General features: G+C 61.0%; 16 protein-coding genes and 2 pseudogenes. 10 read left to right on the plus strand and 8 right to left on the minus strand.

Going from position 1 to position 15,300, the window contains the following annotated elements; translation table 11 throughout:
* The first annotated feature begins 391 nt into the window (after positions 1-391).
* The 4 genes from FS320_RS26280 to FS320_RS26295 all read left to right on the plus strand — a co-directional run bounded on the left by FS320_RS26280 (position 392) and on the right by FS320_RS26295 (position 3,459).
* Positions 392-781 (plus strand): DUF6632 domain-containing protein, encoded by a 390-nt coding sequence (locus FS320_RS26280; RefSeq protein WP_152714916.1) that lies wholly within the window; start codon positions 392-394, stop codon positions 779-781.
* A gap of 520 nt (positions 782-1,301) precedes the next feature.
* Complete coding sequence (locus FS320_RS26285; protein WP_152714917.1) at positions 1,302-1,622, plus strand: hypothetical protein; 321 nt, start codon at positions 1,302-1,304, stop codon at positions 1,620-1,622.
* Positions 1,623-2,485: 863 nt separating this feature from the next.
* Positions 2,486-3,031: a GNAT family N-acetyltransferase gene (locus FS320_RS26290; RefSeq protein ID WP_152714919.1), complete on the plus strand. Its 546-nt coding sequence runs from the start codon at positions 2,486-2,488 to the stop codon at positions 3,029-3,031.
* Positions 3,032-3,219: 188 nt separating this feature from the next.
* Positions 3,220-3,459 (plus strand): hypothetical protein, encoded by a 240-nt coding sequence (locus FS320_RS26295; RefSeq protein WP_152714921.1) that lies wholly within the window; start codon positions 3,220-3,222, stop codon positions 3,457-3,459.
* A gap of 173 nt (positions 3,460-3,632) precedes the next feature.
* Here FS320_RS26295 and FS320_RS26300 read toward each other — a convergent pair whose 3' ends face one another.
* Complete coding sequence (locus FS320_RS26300; protein WP_152714923.1) at positions 3,633-4,613, minus strand: ABC transporter substrate-binding protein; 981 nt, start codon at positions 4,611-4,613, stop codon at positions 3,633-3,635.
* Between the two features lie 210 nt (positions 4,614-4,823).
* Positions 4,824-5,192, minus strand: a complete 369-nt coding sequence (locus tag FS320_RS26305) for a hypothetical protein (protein WP_152714925.1) — start codon at positions 5,190-5,192, stop codon at positions 4,824-4,826.
* 787 nt (positions 5,193-5,979) lie between these two features.
* Here FS320_RS26305 and FS320_RS26310 point away from each other — a divergent pair.
* Positions 5,980-6,462 carry a DUF6894 family protein gene (locus FS320_RS26310; protein WP_420846771.1) on the plus strand — a complete coding sequence of 161 codons (483 nt, stop codon included), beginning with the start codon at positions 5,980-5,982 and terminating at the stop codon, positions 6,460-6,462.
* Positions 6,463-7,262: 800 nt separating this feature from the next.
* Here FS320_RS26310 and FS320_RS45285 read toward each other — a convergent pair.
* Together FS320_RS45285 and FS320_RS26315 are read right to left on the minus strand one after the other, a co-directional pair.
* A complete protein-coding gene (locus FS320_RS45285; protein ID WP_153885330.1) occupies positions 7,263-7,433 on the minus strand; it encodes a hypothetical protein in 171 nt (56 codons plus the stop codon).
* A gap of 685 nt (positions 7,434-8,118) precedes the next feature.
* The gene (locus FS320_RS26315) at positions 8,119-8,535 is read right to left on the minus strand and encodes a response regulator (RefSeq protein ID WP_152714929.1); all 417 of its coding nucleotides are present in this window, start codon (positions 8,533-8,535) and stop codon (positions 8,119-8,121) included.
* A gap of 500 nt (positions 8,536-9,035) precedes the next feature.
* Here FS320_RS26315 and FS320_RS26320 point away from each other — a divergent pair, with 500 nt between their 5' ends.
* Positions 9,036-9,710, plus strand: coding sequence for a sigma-70 family RNA polymerase sigma factor (locus tag FS320_RS26320; RefSeq protein ID WP_244627392.1), 675 nt, complete (start codon positions 9,036-9,038; stop codon positions 9,708-9,710).
* Positions 9,707-10,492, plus strand: a complete 786-nt coding sequence (locus FS320_RS26325; RefSeq protein ID WP_152714931.1) for an anti-sigma factor family protein — start codon at positions 9,707-9,709, stop codon at positions 10,490-10,492. Before FS320_RS26320 ends, FS320_RS26325 begins: the two co-directional genes overlap by 4 nt.
* Positions 10,493-10,626: 134 nt before the next feature.
* Here FS320_RS26325 and FS320_RS26330 read toward each other — a convergent pair whose 3' ends face one another.
* From FS320_RS26330 to FS320_RS26340, 3 genes are all read right to left on the minus strand, one after another.
* A complete protein-coding gene (locus FS320_RS26330; protein ID WP_152714933.1) occupies positions 10,627-11,061 on the minus strand; it encodes a DoxX family protein in 435 nt (144 codons plus the stop codon).
* A 64-nt stretch (positions 11,062-11,125) separates the two neighbouring features.
* Positions 11,126-11,590 (minus strand): tetratricopeptide repeat protein, encoded by a 465-nt coding sequence (locus FS320_RS26335; protein ID WP_152714935.1) that lies wholly within the window; start codon positions 11,588-11,590, stop codon positions 11,126-11,128.
* A gap of 21 nt (positions 11,591-11,611) precedes the next feature.
* Positions 11,612-12,583, minus strand: coding sequence for an MBL fold metallo-hydrolase (locus FS320_RS26340; protein ID WP_152714937.1), 972 nt, complete (start codon positions 12,581-12,583; stop codon positions 11,612-11,614).
* Between the two features lie 425 nt (positions 12,584-13,008).
* Here FS320_RS26340 and FS320_RS26345 point away from each other — a divergent pair, with 425 nt between their 5' ends.
* The 3 genes and pseudogenes from FS320_RS26345 to FS320_RS48320 form a co-directional block, all read left to right on the plus strand.
* The gene (locus tag FS320_RS26345; RefSeq protein ID WP_152714939.1) at positions 13,009-13,590 is read left to right on the plus strand and encodes a winged helix-turn-helix domain-containing protein; all 582 of its coding nucleotides are present in this window, start codon (positions 13,009-13,011) and stop codon (positions 13,588-13,590) included.
* Positions 13,527-14,042 (plus strand): transposase, encoded by a 516-nt coding sequence (locus FS320_RS26350; protein ID WP_162003247.1) that lies wholly within the window; start codon positions 13,527-13,529, stop codon positions 14,040-14,042. Before FS320_RS26345 ends, FS320_RS26350 begins: the two co-directional genes overlap by 64 nt.
* Before the next feature lie 480 nt (positions 14,043-14,522).
* A pseudogene (locus tag FS320_RS48320) lies at positions 14,523-14,675 on the plus strand (IS6 family transposase); the annotation flags it as partial.
* 23 nt (positions 14,676-14,698) lie between these two features.
* On the opposite strand, the pseudogene FS320_RS46160 reads toward FS320_RS48320, so the two are convergent.
* Positions 14,699-15,300: pseudogene (locus tag FS320_RS46160) on the minus strand (hypothetical protein); the annotation flags it as partial.

The raw sequence follows: 15,300 nt of genomic DNA on the forward strand, positions 1-15,300 counted from the left end.
TTACAGGCCCTGGTCGCCGAGCGGATCAAGTCGGAGGCGTCCGTTCCGGCAGACCGCGCGGCGTTGCAGAATTCCTAGTGGTCAAATTCTGACGCTTGGTACCCGTTGCCGAGAGCTGCTTGTGACCGAGGCTGTGTCAAAACTCAAATGAAGCGGATCTCGGCGAACTATTTGTACAAATTCACGCCAATGTGCCGGGGATTTCCCGGTCTAATCACGCTTGCAAGAAATTAAATTGCTCCACGAAGCAGCTCGTCCGCGTTTTGACACAGGCTCGACCCCTAACGGAAATGCCGGCCGCCTGCCGCCGGGTTCGGCGACCAACCACCATCGCACCGACTACGAGCCTCAGTGAAGGCTACCTGAGCGGAGGCCAGCAGGGGAGGGCCTTATGAACACCGACAGTCGCATCAAGTTCTTGCGGGTTGCGTTAATCGTATTCGGCCTCGTGTGTCTCGTGGGGTTCTACCCGCTCACGATCGTATGGCCGGCAGGGTGGGCATGGCATCACACCGGACAGTCCCTGTACCTGCACATGATCGTCGGGATCTATGCGACACTGGGAGTTTTTCTCCTTCATGCGTCGCGAGACCCGCTCGCACATCGGAGCCTGATCTGGTTCACCGTTTGGTCGAGCGTTGTGCACAGTGGAATCATGACCGCGCAAGCGATTGTGTACCCCGAACACCGTGAGCACCTCTTGGGCGACGTGCCAGCGCTCCTGATCGTCGCCGCCGTCCTGGCGTTCCTCATGCCGCGACGCACCACGGCGACCAGTTGAACTTGCGGGTGAGATCGGTCACACAGACGATCCGGTTCACCTCACCGCGCGAGTACGTGCGCCTTCAGATTGCGGCGACTCCTTTGGCGGCGATGGTGGCTGGGATGCAGAACGACAGGCGTGATGTTGTGATCGATGCTATTACGGGCTCGCTGGTAACCGCCTTGAATGACACTGATGGCGGAGCCCTGACATCCCTCAAGAAGCCTTTGTCGTCCAAGCGAGAAAGGAGCAGACATCAAGTTAGTCACAGGCCGTGCTGCCACGCAGTTCCATCAGCGAGGTGTCGCGAAATCTATCTGCAAGCAGGCGAGGATCTGGTGTGTGGGATGCGGCAAGCCCGGAATGTCTCCGAATGGCACGGAAGCGAAGTAACGCTTGGGTTCACTCTTCGGACCTAACCAGAACTTCGGGAAGGGCAGGTAATCCTCAGAGCCTGAATGGTTCCTCTTGACACGCAGACGCGCCGGCCGGAGATTCGCTCGATCGCCTCAGCTCGGCTCTCATCTATGGCACCGTTATGACGATCGATATTGACCAGCTGACCGAGGCCGAACTCATCGATCTCAACCACCGCATCGTCGAGCGCCTGCGCTTTCTCGACCAGATGCGCGCTCATGTGGAGATGCTGGAGTTCAAGATTGGGGACCGTGTCACTTTCCAACCTCCCGGCCAGGGTCGTCTTGAGGGCATGCTGACGCGCTACAACCAGAAGACCGTGACGGTGATCACCGACGCTGGGCAGAAGTGGAATGTCTCGCCCACCCTCCTCAGCACGGTCAAGCCGGCCGAGGGCACCAACACGGCTGGATCCAATGTGGTCCCACTGAATAAGCGCTGACGCGGATCAATCGGCTCAGTGACATTGAGGCAAGGTGAGATCATGTGGGATAGTCGGTCGGCAGACTGAGATCCGTCACGGGTCGACCGCAGCCACCAATCACCATCCGTTCCGATACGAACCTCTCTCCACCGGGCAGCTGCATAAGCCACCCCACACTTCCTCACGCTCCCCAGGATCGCAAGGGCGGCAGCGTTACCCGCAATCTCCTTGGATAGCCAAAATTGCTCGTGCCCGGTTCAGCCTCGCCGATCTGGTCCATTCGGAAGTCCGATCCAGCATCGTAGAATCATTTTATCCAAGTCTCGCTGCTGCCGTTGGACCCTCTCAGCGATGCTCCTCGAACTTGCCGATCCAGATCATCAGTCTTCTGACGCGGACACGGATCTCGGTACAGTTCAAAATAATTTAAGAGGGCGGCACGAGGCGCAGGCACGGTTTCGCCATGAGGAGGTCATCGCGGAATTTTCCCGGAATCCTACACTAAGCCGCTTCGAGGAAGGGTGAAGATGGATCTCAGAGCGACGAAACTGCCCTGAAAGGATGGCAGAGCCGAGCACAGCCATCATTGAGGCTGATCTGCTCGCAACCGAGCGGCGTGATCGGAGCTAGAACGGCACCTAACAGACGCTCACCCTCGTGGCATCGAACAAGTACATGCTCATGTGAATGTCAAATCTTCAATGCATTCAATCCCTACACGGTCCGCAACTCACCGTTTCACTTTTCCGAGGAAAAGGGTAGAGATTGCCGCAGAGGCTTTGGTGTAGGATCTCGGGAGGATTCTGCGATGACCCCAAGCTGATTCTCGCATGAGGGCACCAATGGATAGGATCGAACCGACCGAACGTTAGGGAGAACGTGTGCCCCCTGGTCCTCCGACCATCACCACTGCTCGCCTGCGACTTCGTGCCCGCACGCTCGCTGACTTGGAGCCGATCGTGGAGATGGACGCGGACCCGAGCGTGCGCCAGTTCATTGGCGGCCCACTCGACCGAGCCACGCACCGGGAGGAGGTGCGTCGGCGCATCGTCGAGGGACGTCCCGAGCCGCATGCGTCCTGGGCCATCGAATGGCGGGATCACCCAGGGTTCGTGGGCCTTTGCCACCTCAGCCATTCGGACGAAGCCGGGCTCACGCAGATTGGCTGGCGCCTGCATCCCTCCGCTTGGGGGCAGGGCGTGGCGACCGAGGCCGCGCGGGCGGTGCTCGAGCGGGCCCTTGGCCCGATCGGGCTCCCAGCGATAGTGGCATTGATCGCCCCTGAGAACCGCGCCTCAATCCGTGTGGCCGAGAAGATCGGCATGGCGCAGGCCCGTATGGTGCCATACCGAAACGTGCTGCTGGCAGTTTACCGCGCGGAGCAGGCCAGCAAACCCGGTGCCCAGCCCCCAGTGCATAGTTCGTGATTTCCGCACCAAATGTAAAGGCTGGGCGATTTAGCCGAGCCTTGGTGTTGTCCCATCAACGGCCCTCCGCGCAATTCGCGGACCAATATCTTACGCGCTAACCCGCCCTCAGCTTTGAGAGGCCCTAGCGACGCCAAGGTGGGTTTTTGCTAGGATCGCGGTATAACAGTCGAACACAGAGCCGTCCCATGAGCCTCTTCGACCAGATCAACGCCCGCATCACCGAAAACCTCCAGCACTATGGCCATTACCTCACCGACCCACACGCTGCAGAGGAGGAGAAGATCGCCGAGACGGTCGATATCCTGATCCAATTCGTTCGTCCGGAACGCCGCGAGGCGGTGTGGACGCAGATCCTCGAAATTCTTCGGCGCGAGGCAGATCCTGCGGAAGGCGCCTTGAACACCAGCGCCCGGCCAATTCCATAAAGACAATTACGCGAAATTCGCGGCACCTAAGGCACTTACGAGAGGCCCTACTCGATCACTACATCGGCGCGGCCGAGGAGGGTGGGCGGGACGTCGAGGCTGAGGCCGAGGGCCGTGAAAGAGGGAATGCCGGGAGCGGCGTCACTCCATCGAGGCGGAGGGTCTCCGGGAGATCATTCGATGATTTCATCGGCACGACCCAGTATGGAGGCCGGAAATTCGAAGTTCAGCGCTTTCGCCGCCTTGAGATTGACGATCAGATTGAACTTGGTCGGTTGCTGGGTCGGCAGATCGGCCGGCTTGGCACCCTTCAGAATTCGGCCGGTATAATCGCCAGCCAAACGGTAACCTTCCCGGATGTCGGTTCCGTAGCTCATCAGACCGCCAGCGAGAATGAATTCTCGATGCTCATAAATCGCCGGGATGGCGAGGCGTGTCACATGGGCAATGATCTGGTCCCGTCGGCTGTTGAAGAACGGATCATGGCCGAGAAGCAAGCCTTTCAGTTGTAGTGGAGCGAAGGCGGCAAAGCCCGCGTCGATCTCGCTTTCATTGCTTGCCCAAACGACATGGATTTGTTTCGCCATGGAGCGAGCCGCCGCCTCGACATCCTTTACATCTGCCGCAGCGGCGGGATTTTTGGGGTTCGCCAGCATGCCGATCAGGCGGGGCTCGGGCAGGACTTCGTGCAAGATTTCCAGCTTCTTGACTTCGAGTATGGATGTGAAACCGCCGGTGCCGGTCAAGTTCCCGCCAGGATGGCTCAGGCTCTGGACGTGGCCAAATCCGACCGGATCGTCGCTGCCTGTGAAAACGATCGGAATTGTCGACGTAGCGGCCTTGGCCGCCAAAATTGGCCGATCGCCGCCGCTAGCCACGATGACCGCTACCTTGCGGCGGACGAGATCGGCGGCAAGCTCCGGCAACTGGTCATATTGGCCTCTTGCCCATCGGTACTCGATTGTGACGTTCCCACCGTCGACGAACCCCGCTCCACGAAGTTCTTCAAGATACGCAGCGAGAAGATGGGCGAATGTGTCAGGCCCGGCTAGACTGATAAACCCGATCACCGGGATCGCTGACTGCTGCGCGGCAACACTTTTGGGCCACACGACCGCCATGCTGGACAAGATCATGAATTCACGCCGCCGCATTGATCGTCTCCGTGACCTGACCCATGAGCTGGCTAACGCTGCAATTAACACGATAGCACAAACTTGCCACTTCTACTTACATTAAGCAGCCGGTTCGTTCTCTCGGCTACCTCCCGAGCGCACGGGCTCGTGCATGGCATTTTCATTACGCTTGTAATTTGCCGTTCCATAAACGGCCTTCCGCGAAATTCGCAGTCCTGAAACACCAAATCAGTCGAGGTCAACGGATGCAGATTGGGGCGGCAGGATTGCACATTTCGTGACGTATAGGCCGTCGTCTGGGTTGCTGAAGTTCCGCTCGTAGGCAGACCCACCGCACCAGTGTCCGCCACGGGTCTCGCCCGTATCACTGGGTATCGCGAGATATTGGATTGCACTGCTCGGCACGTCGATCCACCGCCCGTCCACGAACATTTGCAAGCCCTTCGAGGTCACCCGGTAGTGTGCAGGACGGCAGTCCTTGTCATTGCAGCAGCTCTTGCCTCTCCCGTCCAACAGATGCGTGTAGATGTCGTGGGCCTGGATCGGCAGCGGCAGGCAAACGGCGAGCACAACGGCCACAGTGGTTTTTGACGACATGCGCCCCTCCCTCACGGATGGGCCCAGTCCCTCATGGGCGGATTGGGGCGTATAACAGAGCCCCAAGGGGCTGCGCGAGAGGCGAGGTCAACGACAGGCTTGAGAATACGCCCTTTTCGCTACGTCTACAATCAACGTGGGCCGAGGGAGCCTGCTTCTGGTTCCATGAATGCTGATCGGCAATCTGCGGACGATCTTCCCACGCACGACAGGGCCGCAGGTTAGGAGTAGAGTAGGAGTACGTCGCGTTCTTCCGACGCTCCGTTGAGCGCCGCCATCCCCTCACCGCCGGGAGCGGCCTATGTCTCTCAAGCTTGATCTCTTTACAGCGATCGCCCTGCTTAGTTTCGAGCTGCCCGCCGACGCTCACGACATCTACTCGCCTCTCAGGAGCAGGTCAGGGAACAGTTGCTGCCATGAAGGGGATTGTCGACCTGCGGCCTATCGGGTGACGCCGACAGGCGTGCAAATGTTCGTCGAGGGAGAGTGGATCGCGGTGCCAGACGCCTCGATCCAGTATCGGGCGCTGCTGGGGGATACGGGTGAAACAGACGGGGGACATTGGTGTGGGCGTAGCCAAAACGGCCACGGCGACAGAATGGACTATGCAACCCACTGTGCGATCTTGCCGCCTAACGCCGCAGCGGTCCCGAGACCTTCCCTTGCCCTTCGTGAAAATCGCATCCAGCCTGTTCCCTAATGGGCGTTATGCGAAATCGCGTGGCCGGAACTCTTCCGCCACAAGGACTTTATTTCAGCAGCCTACTGGCTAGGTCTGGGGGACGCCATGTCTCGCTTCTACCTTCATATCCGCTGCAAAGATGGAGGTATGAGTTACGACGATCTCGGCCTCGATTACCCGGATGTGGAGACGGCCTGGAGAGCAGTGGCGCAGGCTGCCCAAAACCTCAAACATGTGTTCGCAGCCCGAGGCCACGATCCACGGGACTATGCCATTGAGGTTGAGGATGATACCGGCGAGGTCGTTTTCCGCCTTCCGTTCTCCGAACATTTGAGATCCTCTTTGTCGCAATCTCACGCCACTTACAAGCTCGTCGGCAGCCATCTCGGCTGGCTGATTTATCGCGATGATGAGTTTGTCGCAGGCTTCGCACAACGTTTGCCGGCGGAGTTGCTTGTCTGGAAGATGGTTGAGACCCGATGCGCCGAGCACAAGGCGTCTCAAGTCCTGGTTGAAGACGAACTCGTGTGCGAGAAGCACCTTTGCCGCTGCTTCAAGGAAGCGCCTTCCGGAACCCTGCTGTCTTAGTCAAACTAGCAGCAAGCGCCTTCCATACTGGCAATTATGCGAAATTACTCGCCGGTTTTCGCGGGCGCTACCAAGCCAAAGCTCCAACGAAAAGGGCCGCGCTCGGTCTTGCAGCCCTCAATCGTCGTGCGTGGTAGCGCCTTCCGATAAGGCCTGGCACACGCCGTTGATACGCTGCTCCCCCACGATGCATTGTCTTTGCTGAGGGCCAGGCGCCGCGAACGTCGGCCCGAGCCCAGCGAGCAATAACCCAGCAAGTGCAATTCCGTATGCCTTGATCATCGGCCTTCTCCGTTGGCGATGATTGGACTTTGAACCACTTTGCAGACGGGGACTGTGCACCGCGTCACACCGGCGAAATTCGCAGCCCTGAAACGGCGAAGGCCCCGAGGGGCAACCCGAGGCCTCGCCTGTGGGAGAGCGACGGCTGCGGCAGGAGTCCGAGCCCCGCGCTCGACCACCACAGGCCCCAATTTTGCGCCTAGCGCCGAGGGGCATCAACGACAATAGCTAGAGGCCGAACTGCGTGTCCGAACGGACCTTCCGCGAAATTGGCTTCATGTACCCGCAACGTCTTCAAATGGCACACCTGAGACCTAAGCCGGAGGGCAGCAAACCTCACCAATCCAGACATTCGGAAAAGGCGGTGAACTTCGCTGCGTGACAGAGGCTGTGTCAAAACGCTAACAGGCCACTGCTCGAAGAAATTTTATGTCTTGCGAGCTGATCCAAATCGGTAAGCCCCCGGTGAAGGTACATGAAGTGGTACGAATGCTTCGTCGTGCAAGGGCTCGTTTGAGTTATGACACACCCTCGATCAGTTCCAGCCCGACGAGCCGCCTGCCGCGCTTGCGCAGGGCGAGACGTTGCAGTTCGCTCACCTCGGTGTCGGTCGGATCGCAAGACCCCGTGCCATGGGCGTCGACCTCCCACGCACAGGCAATCACGGTCACACCGAAACCGGAATCCAACGCCGTTGGATCACACTCGCAGCTCCCCCACCCCAAGCCGGGCTGTGTCGGTTCGCCAGTGGCTTTGGCTTGATTACAGCCAAGTCAGCGCCAGGACTGTGCTCAGAATCCCGTTCGCGGCCCCCAAGGCTGCAAGGGCGATCAGAACACGTGGCATGAACATACCTGTCTGGCTTGGGCGCGTAGTCCTCATCCAATCCGGCAACGGTTCTGCCCACTCCTCCGGATGTCGTAGTTCCCCTGAGCTCTCAACGTCTGGTGTCTTGGACAAGTCTGATAAGGGTCGATGGCTGCCGGGCCGAGCGGACCTTTTCCGAAGGGCGATGCCACACTCGTGCAAGGATTTCACGACTGCCCGCTCGTGCGCAGCCGATTGTTCTCTGGGCCAGAGGTCGACTGGGCCGGGGGTGTTGGCCTGAGCCACAAGGTCGCGATCCGACAGAATGCCAGCCACTGCCCCGTGCGAACCCCTGACCGCGCCTGCACGACGCCCTCTATCATTCATGAAAGCCACGGAGTCATTACAGAATGCCGCCCGAGGAGACTCGTCTCGTGAAGACTCTCGCTCGCCTGCGTTGATGCCAGCCGCATCAAGGCACCAGGCGTGTTGAGGTCGCGAGCCGTAATCAGCACATGCGACCCAGGACACTCTTTTGCTCGTCATCATTTTGATCCTCCGGTTTCATCACGCAGCATGTCGTTGAAGGGTAGGGCTGATCTCGGCGGGTGCCGGCACATTGTGACTTGCGCTGATGAGTTGGCGGATAACTTCCAACACTGCGGCCGGGCTTGGCTGACCGAGAATGATATCGCCGCTCGAAGACGCCCGAGCCTCGGCCGCCGCGAGGACAGCGGGACGTGTCGGATAGGTGTCGTGGTACTCGTCGGCCAGGATCCAGCCATCGATCAGGATGGGCAGACCGGCTCGGGCATAAAGCCAGCCGATGGGGTGCTGCCAATCCCGCAGGATGAGGAAGGCATGCTCGCCCGTGTCCGCCGTGCTCACGTCGAACCCTGCGGCGTGGAGCCACTGTGCGAGGGTTTCGCGGAAGATTGGATTGTTGTCGACGACAAGAATGCGATCACGATGGTTCCTGTTCATGGTCACCTCCCGGGCACCATCCCGTCCCTCGGACGGTCTTGGTGCCGCTCGATGCGAGGCGCCGTTCGGTCGGCCTCATGTCTCAAAGACCTGTCTGATCTGCCGTTTATTCTCGCGGAACGCTCCATTCGAGCAGATTGGCACGGGCGCTGTGTTCAGTCGCACCTGCGAACAGACAGGCGACGATCTTGTGCGATCGCACGGGAATAAATCTGGTTCGTGCCTGGTCTGGATAGGCAGCGCAGCATCAGCACTGTGGACGCCGTCATGTTAGCCGACGGGCCGTCCAGCCCACGATCAGTGGGGATGTTGCCAAGCTAGCCACTTAGAATTGGTGGGCAGCCATGAACTCGCGTCGTGCACACAGAGGTCTGATCATGAGCGGCAACACCATGATCTCCGGGCCCATAGTCCTTCTGCGGGACCTAATGACTCTGGCCCCCACGTTGGGACAGCAGGAGGCAGAGGCAAGTTCCAAATGGTGGCCGACGAGCCGGTCCATGGCATCCGAAAATGTGACAGTTAGGAGGGAAGAGGGTACAATCGCGCAACGCGCGGAGGAACCTGTGCCGGTCTCCCTGTCGCCTCCCATGACGGCCGAGCAAGCCGATCTCGCCCGGCGCTTCCGCGAGCTGATGCTCCCGCATCTCGATGCCGCTTACAACCTGGCGCGCTATCTCCTGCGGGATCCGGTCGCCGCCGAGGACGTCGCGCAGGACGCCTTCCTGCGGGCGTTCCGCGCCTTCGAGGGCTACAGGGGTGGTGACCCGAAGGCGTGGATTCTGGCGATCGTGCGAAACTGCTGCCACACCTGGGCGAAAGCCGCGGCATCGGATCCAACGGTTCCACTTGAGAGGACCAAGACGGATCAAGGAGACGATGCGGGCGATGCAGTCGAGAGCAGCGCCGGGCCAGTCGATCCTGAGGACAGCCCCGAAACCGCCGCCGTGCGGCACAACGAGATCGCGACCATGAGGGAGCTGATCGAGAACTTGCCGGTTCCGTTCCGGGAGACCCTGGTCCTGCGGGAGCTGGAGGAGCTCTCCTACCAGGAGATCGCCGAAACGACGGGGACGCCGATCGGCACCGTGATGTCCCGCCTCGCCCGAGCCCGACACCTGCTCGCTGACGCCTGGCGCCGGCGCACCGCAGTGCGCGAGGAGACACGATTATGACCCGCCCCTGTGCTGACATGAAAGTCCTCATGCACGGTCACCTCGACGGCGAGCTGGATGCCGCGAATTCGTTCGAGGTCGAGGATCATCTGAGGACCTGTTCGGCCTGTGGGGGCGAATATCGGCGCCTGCAGGTGCTTCGGGCAACCCTGCGGGACGACGGGCTGCGGTATCGCGCGCCTGATACGCTGCGCGTGCGGATCCTGGGGGCCATTGAGCCTGCTCCGACGGCTCGACCTGCACTGGCCACCGTTCGCTGGTGGCAGCGCCTGTGGCGCGACCGCCGCCTTGGCCTGCCGGCGGCTGCTTTTGCAGCAGGTCTTGCGATGGTCCTGATCCTGCCGCGTCAGTCCTTGGATCTGGAGCAGGAACTTGTCTCCGAGCATGTTCGCTCCCTGATGGCAGGCCACATCACGGACGTGACCACGTCAGACCAGCATACGGTGAAGCCCTGGTTCGACGGCCGGCTTGATTTCGCTCCCCCGGTGATTGATCTGGCCAGTGAGGGCTTTGCGCTGACCGGCGGCCGGCTCGACTACATCGCAGGACGGGCGGTTGCAGCCTTGGTGTACAAACGCCGCGAGCACCTGATCAACCTGTTCGTATGGCCGGCGGAGAAGGCTGGGGTCGGGGCTGATCTGGTGCAGTCATCCGTCAACAACGGGTACAACACGCTGCACTGGTCGGGGAGTGGGATGACGTTCTGGGCGATCTCGGATCTTAACCCCGCTGAGCTACAGGAGTTCATGCGCCGTTTCCAGGATCATCTCGCGCCCCAATAGCTCTTTCCGGACGCGTCGGGAATGCCTTCACGCGCCCGACAACTAGCCTTGGTGAGCTGGGACATGCTACGGCAAGCCTTGGGCAGGAACGGGGGATGTGACGCTCTCCAGGCCATGCCTCAGGAACACGAAGGTCAGGCGGCGTATCGAAGGAGTTGCCTACGTCCGAAGGCTCTGTCCAACGACAATGCGCCTGCGCCGGTGGCGGTCAGCACGAACAGACCGCCCGCGATCGCAAGATCCTTCTCGAAGTGCAGAAGCTCGTTGCGGACGGCGAAGTTGGAATGAAACAGGAAGGCGGTCGCAAGACAGAAGAGGCCCAGGCTCAGTGAGCCCAAGCGTGCGTGCCAGCCCAATGCAACCATCAAGCCTGCCGCAAGTTGCAGCAGGATCGTCAGGACCAGCACGTAAGGCGGGACACCGACCTTGCTCATTGCGGCTGCGGAAGCCGCGAAGCCGGTTGCAAGCGTCACCGCTTCATGAAGGAAGATCAAAGCCAACAGGAACCGTCCCAGCAGCAGGAGGGGATCGGCGGCCTTCGACAGCATTGCCTCAAGCGTTCGGGACATCGCGACCTCCCAATGGTCAGCCCGGCGGAAACAGGTGGGCGAAGTCATCGCCCACCCGGCAGCCTCACTTGGCGGCTGTCCGCTTCAGGGCTTTCTCCAAGTCCTGACGCTCTTCGCAGCCGCCTGGACACAGTTTGACTAACGCCGCGAGCTGCTCCCTGGCCTTGCCGACATTGCCGGTTTCGACATACAGCTCGCCGAGGTACTCGCGGGCTGGCCGGTAGTCGGGTTGGAGCTGCAATGCCTTGGTGTAGTAGGTCAGCGAGGTTGCGTAGTCGCCTGTCTTGCGCAGGGTGTATCCCATCAGATTGTAGATGTCGGCCTGCTGGGTATCTTCCGCCAGACCGCGCAGCTCTTCCAAAGCCGCACCATAGCGGCCGGCCTGGATCTTGGCCCGTACGGAGCTCAGATCGACAGAGCCGGTCGCCGTATCATCATCGACCGCAAACGCTGCGCTGCTGGTCAGGGCTGGTGTAAGCGCTATCCCGGTCAGGAGAGCAAGGGAAAGGAGAGAGGTTCTCTTCAACATGGCATGTTCTCGCTGGTTGGGTCAGATTGGTACGGGGGTAAAGGCATAGGTGTTGTCGTCTTTTGCGAATGTACCGAGGCCTGGGAACGGGAAATGCGCCCCGCAGATCATCAGCTTGTCCGCCATGACGCGGTCGATGATCTTGCGACGGGTCGTCACCGCCATCGGCCCGTCCTGATCGTAGGCTCCCTGCCAATCCGGATGGGGCGCCAGGAGAGCCGGGACGTACATGGTGTCATTCGACACCAGCAACTGGTCGCTGCCTGAGGTCACCAGGAAGACGGAATGACCCGGCGTATGACCGTAGGCCTCGAGGATCTGGATCCCCGGAGCGACCTCCGTGCCACTTTCAACGAGCCTCCAGTTGTTCCAGGTCGGAAAGACGTCGGCGATGCGCTTGCCGGCGGCCCGGCGACCCTCCGGCAGTTTCTCGACACGGCCCGGCTCCGTCCAGAACCTGTACTCGGCACTGTTGACCACCAGTTCGGCCTCAGGAAACACGGCGTCGTTTGTGCCCTTCTCCATCAGGCCCCACACGTGGTCCGGATGAAAATGGGAGATCAGGATTGTGTTGATCTGGCTGCGATCAATGCCGGCAGCCTTCATGTTGGCCGGCAGATGCGTGGCGTTGGCCTGCCACTGACCAACGCCGGATCCTGCGTCGATCATGATGTGCCTGTCCCCGATCTTCAAAACGAGGACTGTGAGCGGGATCGGCATGAAGTCGGTCGTCAGTCCTGCCTTGGCGAGCGCCGCCTTCGTCTCATCGACGGTCACGCCCTTAATGAAGGCAGGGTCGTGCGGCTTGCGCCAGATGCCGTCATAGACGGCCGTCGCTTCAATCGATCCGACCTTGTACTTGTAGAAGCCTGTGGTTGGCTCGACAGGAGCCTCTGCATGAGCGTCGGCAATCCAGGCCAGTGGTTTCTGTAGCCCGAAAGCCGCCGCCATGGCCGCACTGACCAGGACGCCTCGGCGTGACATGTTGAACATTCTGGTTCTCCAAAGATCGATGTGCCGAGGAGCAGATCGGACACCGAGCTCTATCAATGCTCCTTGCCAGCAAGACCGTCGCAATCGTGGTTTTATTCCCGGGTCGGCGGGCTCAGTTCAGCGAGATCCGATTGCCTCGGAGGATCGTCCGATAACGCTTGTAAGAGGGGCCGGAACAAGAGCTGCTCCTGTTGACGCGATGAGTTAGAATGGATCAGCAGCCTCTCCGATAAGGTTTGCGGACCGACCACTCAAAGTGAAGCAAGATGCTGCTCTCATGGATTAAGTCCGTTTGAACCTATTGCATGAACGCGCCTTCAGGAACCTACCTGGGCGACGACGCGCTCTCACGGTCTGGCACTTTAATGATCCTCACGAAGATGGTGTAACATAGAGCGGTGTCGATCCTCGTGAGGAGGTGCGCGATGGAGGACAACGTTTGGCGGCCGTCGCATCTGACGGCGGAGCAGATGGAGGAGCGCCGCCTGACAGCCGCGACGCTGTTGCGCCAGGGGCAACTCTCGCAGGCGGAGATCGCCCGGCACGTGGGGGTCAGCCGCGCCAGTGTCTGCCGCTGGGCCGCCACCCTGGCCCAAGAGGGCCCGCGCGGCCTGGAAGCGCGACCGATTCCAGGACAGCTCCCCCGCCTCGATGAGAAGGCCTGGATCCGCCTGGGGCGGCTGCTGGACCGAGGCGCTCTGGCGGCGGGCTTTGCCACCGAGCGCTGGACCCTCGCGCGCATTGCCGCCCTGATCGAGCGGGAGTTCGGCGTGCACTATCATCCGCGCTACCTGGAGCGGCCGCTCAAGGCGCACGGCTTCAGCGTGCAGCGCCCCGCCCCAAGAGCCAGGGAGCGCGATGAGCTGGTGATCGCGGTCTGGCCCAAGCGCGAGTGGGTGGCGCTCAAAAAAAAGCGCACCGGGAGCGCCGGACGCTCCTGCTCGTGGATGAGACGGGCCACAGCTTCCGCGCCCGGCCGGCCACGACCTGGGCGCGGCGCGGGCTGACGCCGCTGCTGCGGCGGGTGAGCAAGCGGCGGGAGGTGTCGAGCATCGTGGCGATCACGCCCGACGGGCGCCTGTATGCGCGCCACTTCCGCACCCCGATCTCAAGCCGTTGCGTGATCCTGGCCCTGCGCTTCTTCCGGCGCAAGGTCGGCGCGCCGCTGCTGGTGGTCTGGGATCGGCTCAACGCCCACCGCTCACGGGCGACAATGGACTTCGTCTCGGCGCACGCGCAGGATTACACTGTGGCCTACCTGCCGGCATATGCCCCCGAGTTGAACCCGGAAGAGCAGTGCAATGCGCTCGTCAAGTGCGCTATGGCCAATGCGCTCCCTGGATCAGTCGCCGATCTGCACCGCCTCGCCCGCCGCGAATTCTGTCGCTTGCAAGGTCAACCCGAGATGATCGTCAGCTTCTTTCGGCACGCAGGTCTCTCTGTTGCAGGTCTTCCGTGAAGGTCAATAGGGACAGTATCCTTCTCCATAAGCTGTTCGGCCCTGAATGACGGCTCACAACCGAAATCCAACTGCACTCAGCCATTGCAGAGGCCTCTCGCTCGTTTCGCGGGGTCACGTTCTTGCGACGTACTCCGTTCCCGTGTTTTTCGGGAGCAATTCTTGTTCCAGCCCCAGATTGCGGAGAGCATAAGGAATTGTGGGGCAACAATTCGGCCCCAACGGCAGGCGCAATCGCTGTCGTGGATGTTCCGCTCGTCAAAATCGACCCAAAAGCCAATGCAGTCACCGCCCTCTTCAAAGGAACGGGGTGGGAAGACGCCATTCGGTTCGGTGGCGGATCGCTCTGGATCTCCAGACCTTCGACCCGTCGGCTCACGCCGCAAGATCCATAAAGAGCCTTCTGCGACACCGGCGATCGTCCCACGGCCTTGTCACGTCAATGCTAACGGGTCGAGCTGTTGCGCGGTAGGGTAGGGGATTCAGCCCGTGTCCTATCACCGTCATCAGTTCTCGCCCGAGATCATCCCGCGTGCCGTCTGGTTGTGCCTGCGGTTTACGCTCAGCTATCGCGACGTGGAGGAACTCCTGGCCGAACGCGACCTCACGGTGCATCTCGAGCACTTCGAACGATGTCGCGCGAATGGTAGCGCCTTCTACTCACTCAACTCCGTGAGCAGCGCTTTAGCCGATCTCAAATCGGGCGTGTCGAAGCCCTCGGTAAACCAGTCGTATACAGGGGCGAGGAGATCATGGGCTTCCTGGCGCCTGTCGTGCCGCCAGAGCCGGGCGAGGCTGGTCGCGGCGCGCAGCTCAAACGTCTTCGCGCTCTGACCTCGGGCGACGTCGATGGCTCGAAACAGGTCTGCTTCGGCTTCACCGGCGGCGGCGAGTAGCAGGTCGGCGCGGACGCGATAGCCTTCGGCCTCGGCAAGACGCTGCTCCCCTTGCTCGACCAACGGGTGCATCTCCTCGAGAAGCCGGAGCCCACCGTGAATGTCCCCTGAGGTGCAGAGGATCTCCGCCGCTACGACGGCGATACAGGGCGTGAAGACGCGCCACGACGTTTCCGCATGCATCGCCTCAATGTCCTGGCGCAACTGAGCGAGGTTGTCCGTCGATGCGGTCCGCCCGGCGCGGGCGCAGCTCAGTATGGCGCGCCCCCTCGTGGCCCAGAAGAGCGCACCCTGCTCCCGTGCAATCGCGATCAGTTCGCCGGCCAGCCCTTCCGCGGGGACGAGGTCGCGCCGGAGCAAGT

It is taken from the genome of Microvirga tunisiensis (assembly GCF_009296175.1).
GTDB lineage: Bacteria > Pseudomonadota > Alphaproteobacteria > Rhizobiales > Beijerinckiaceae > Microvirga > Microvirga tunisiensis.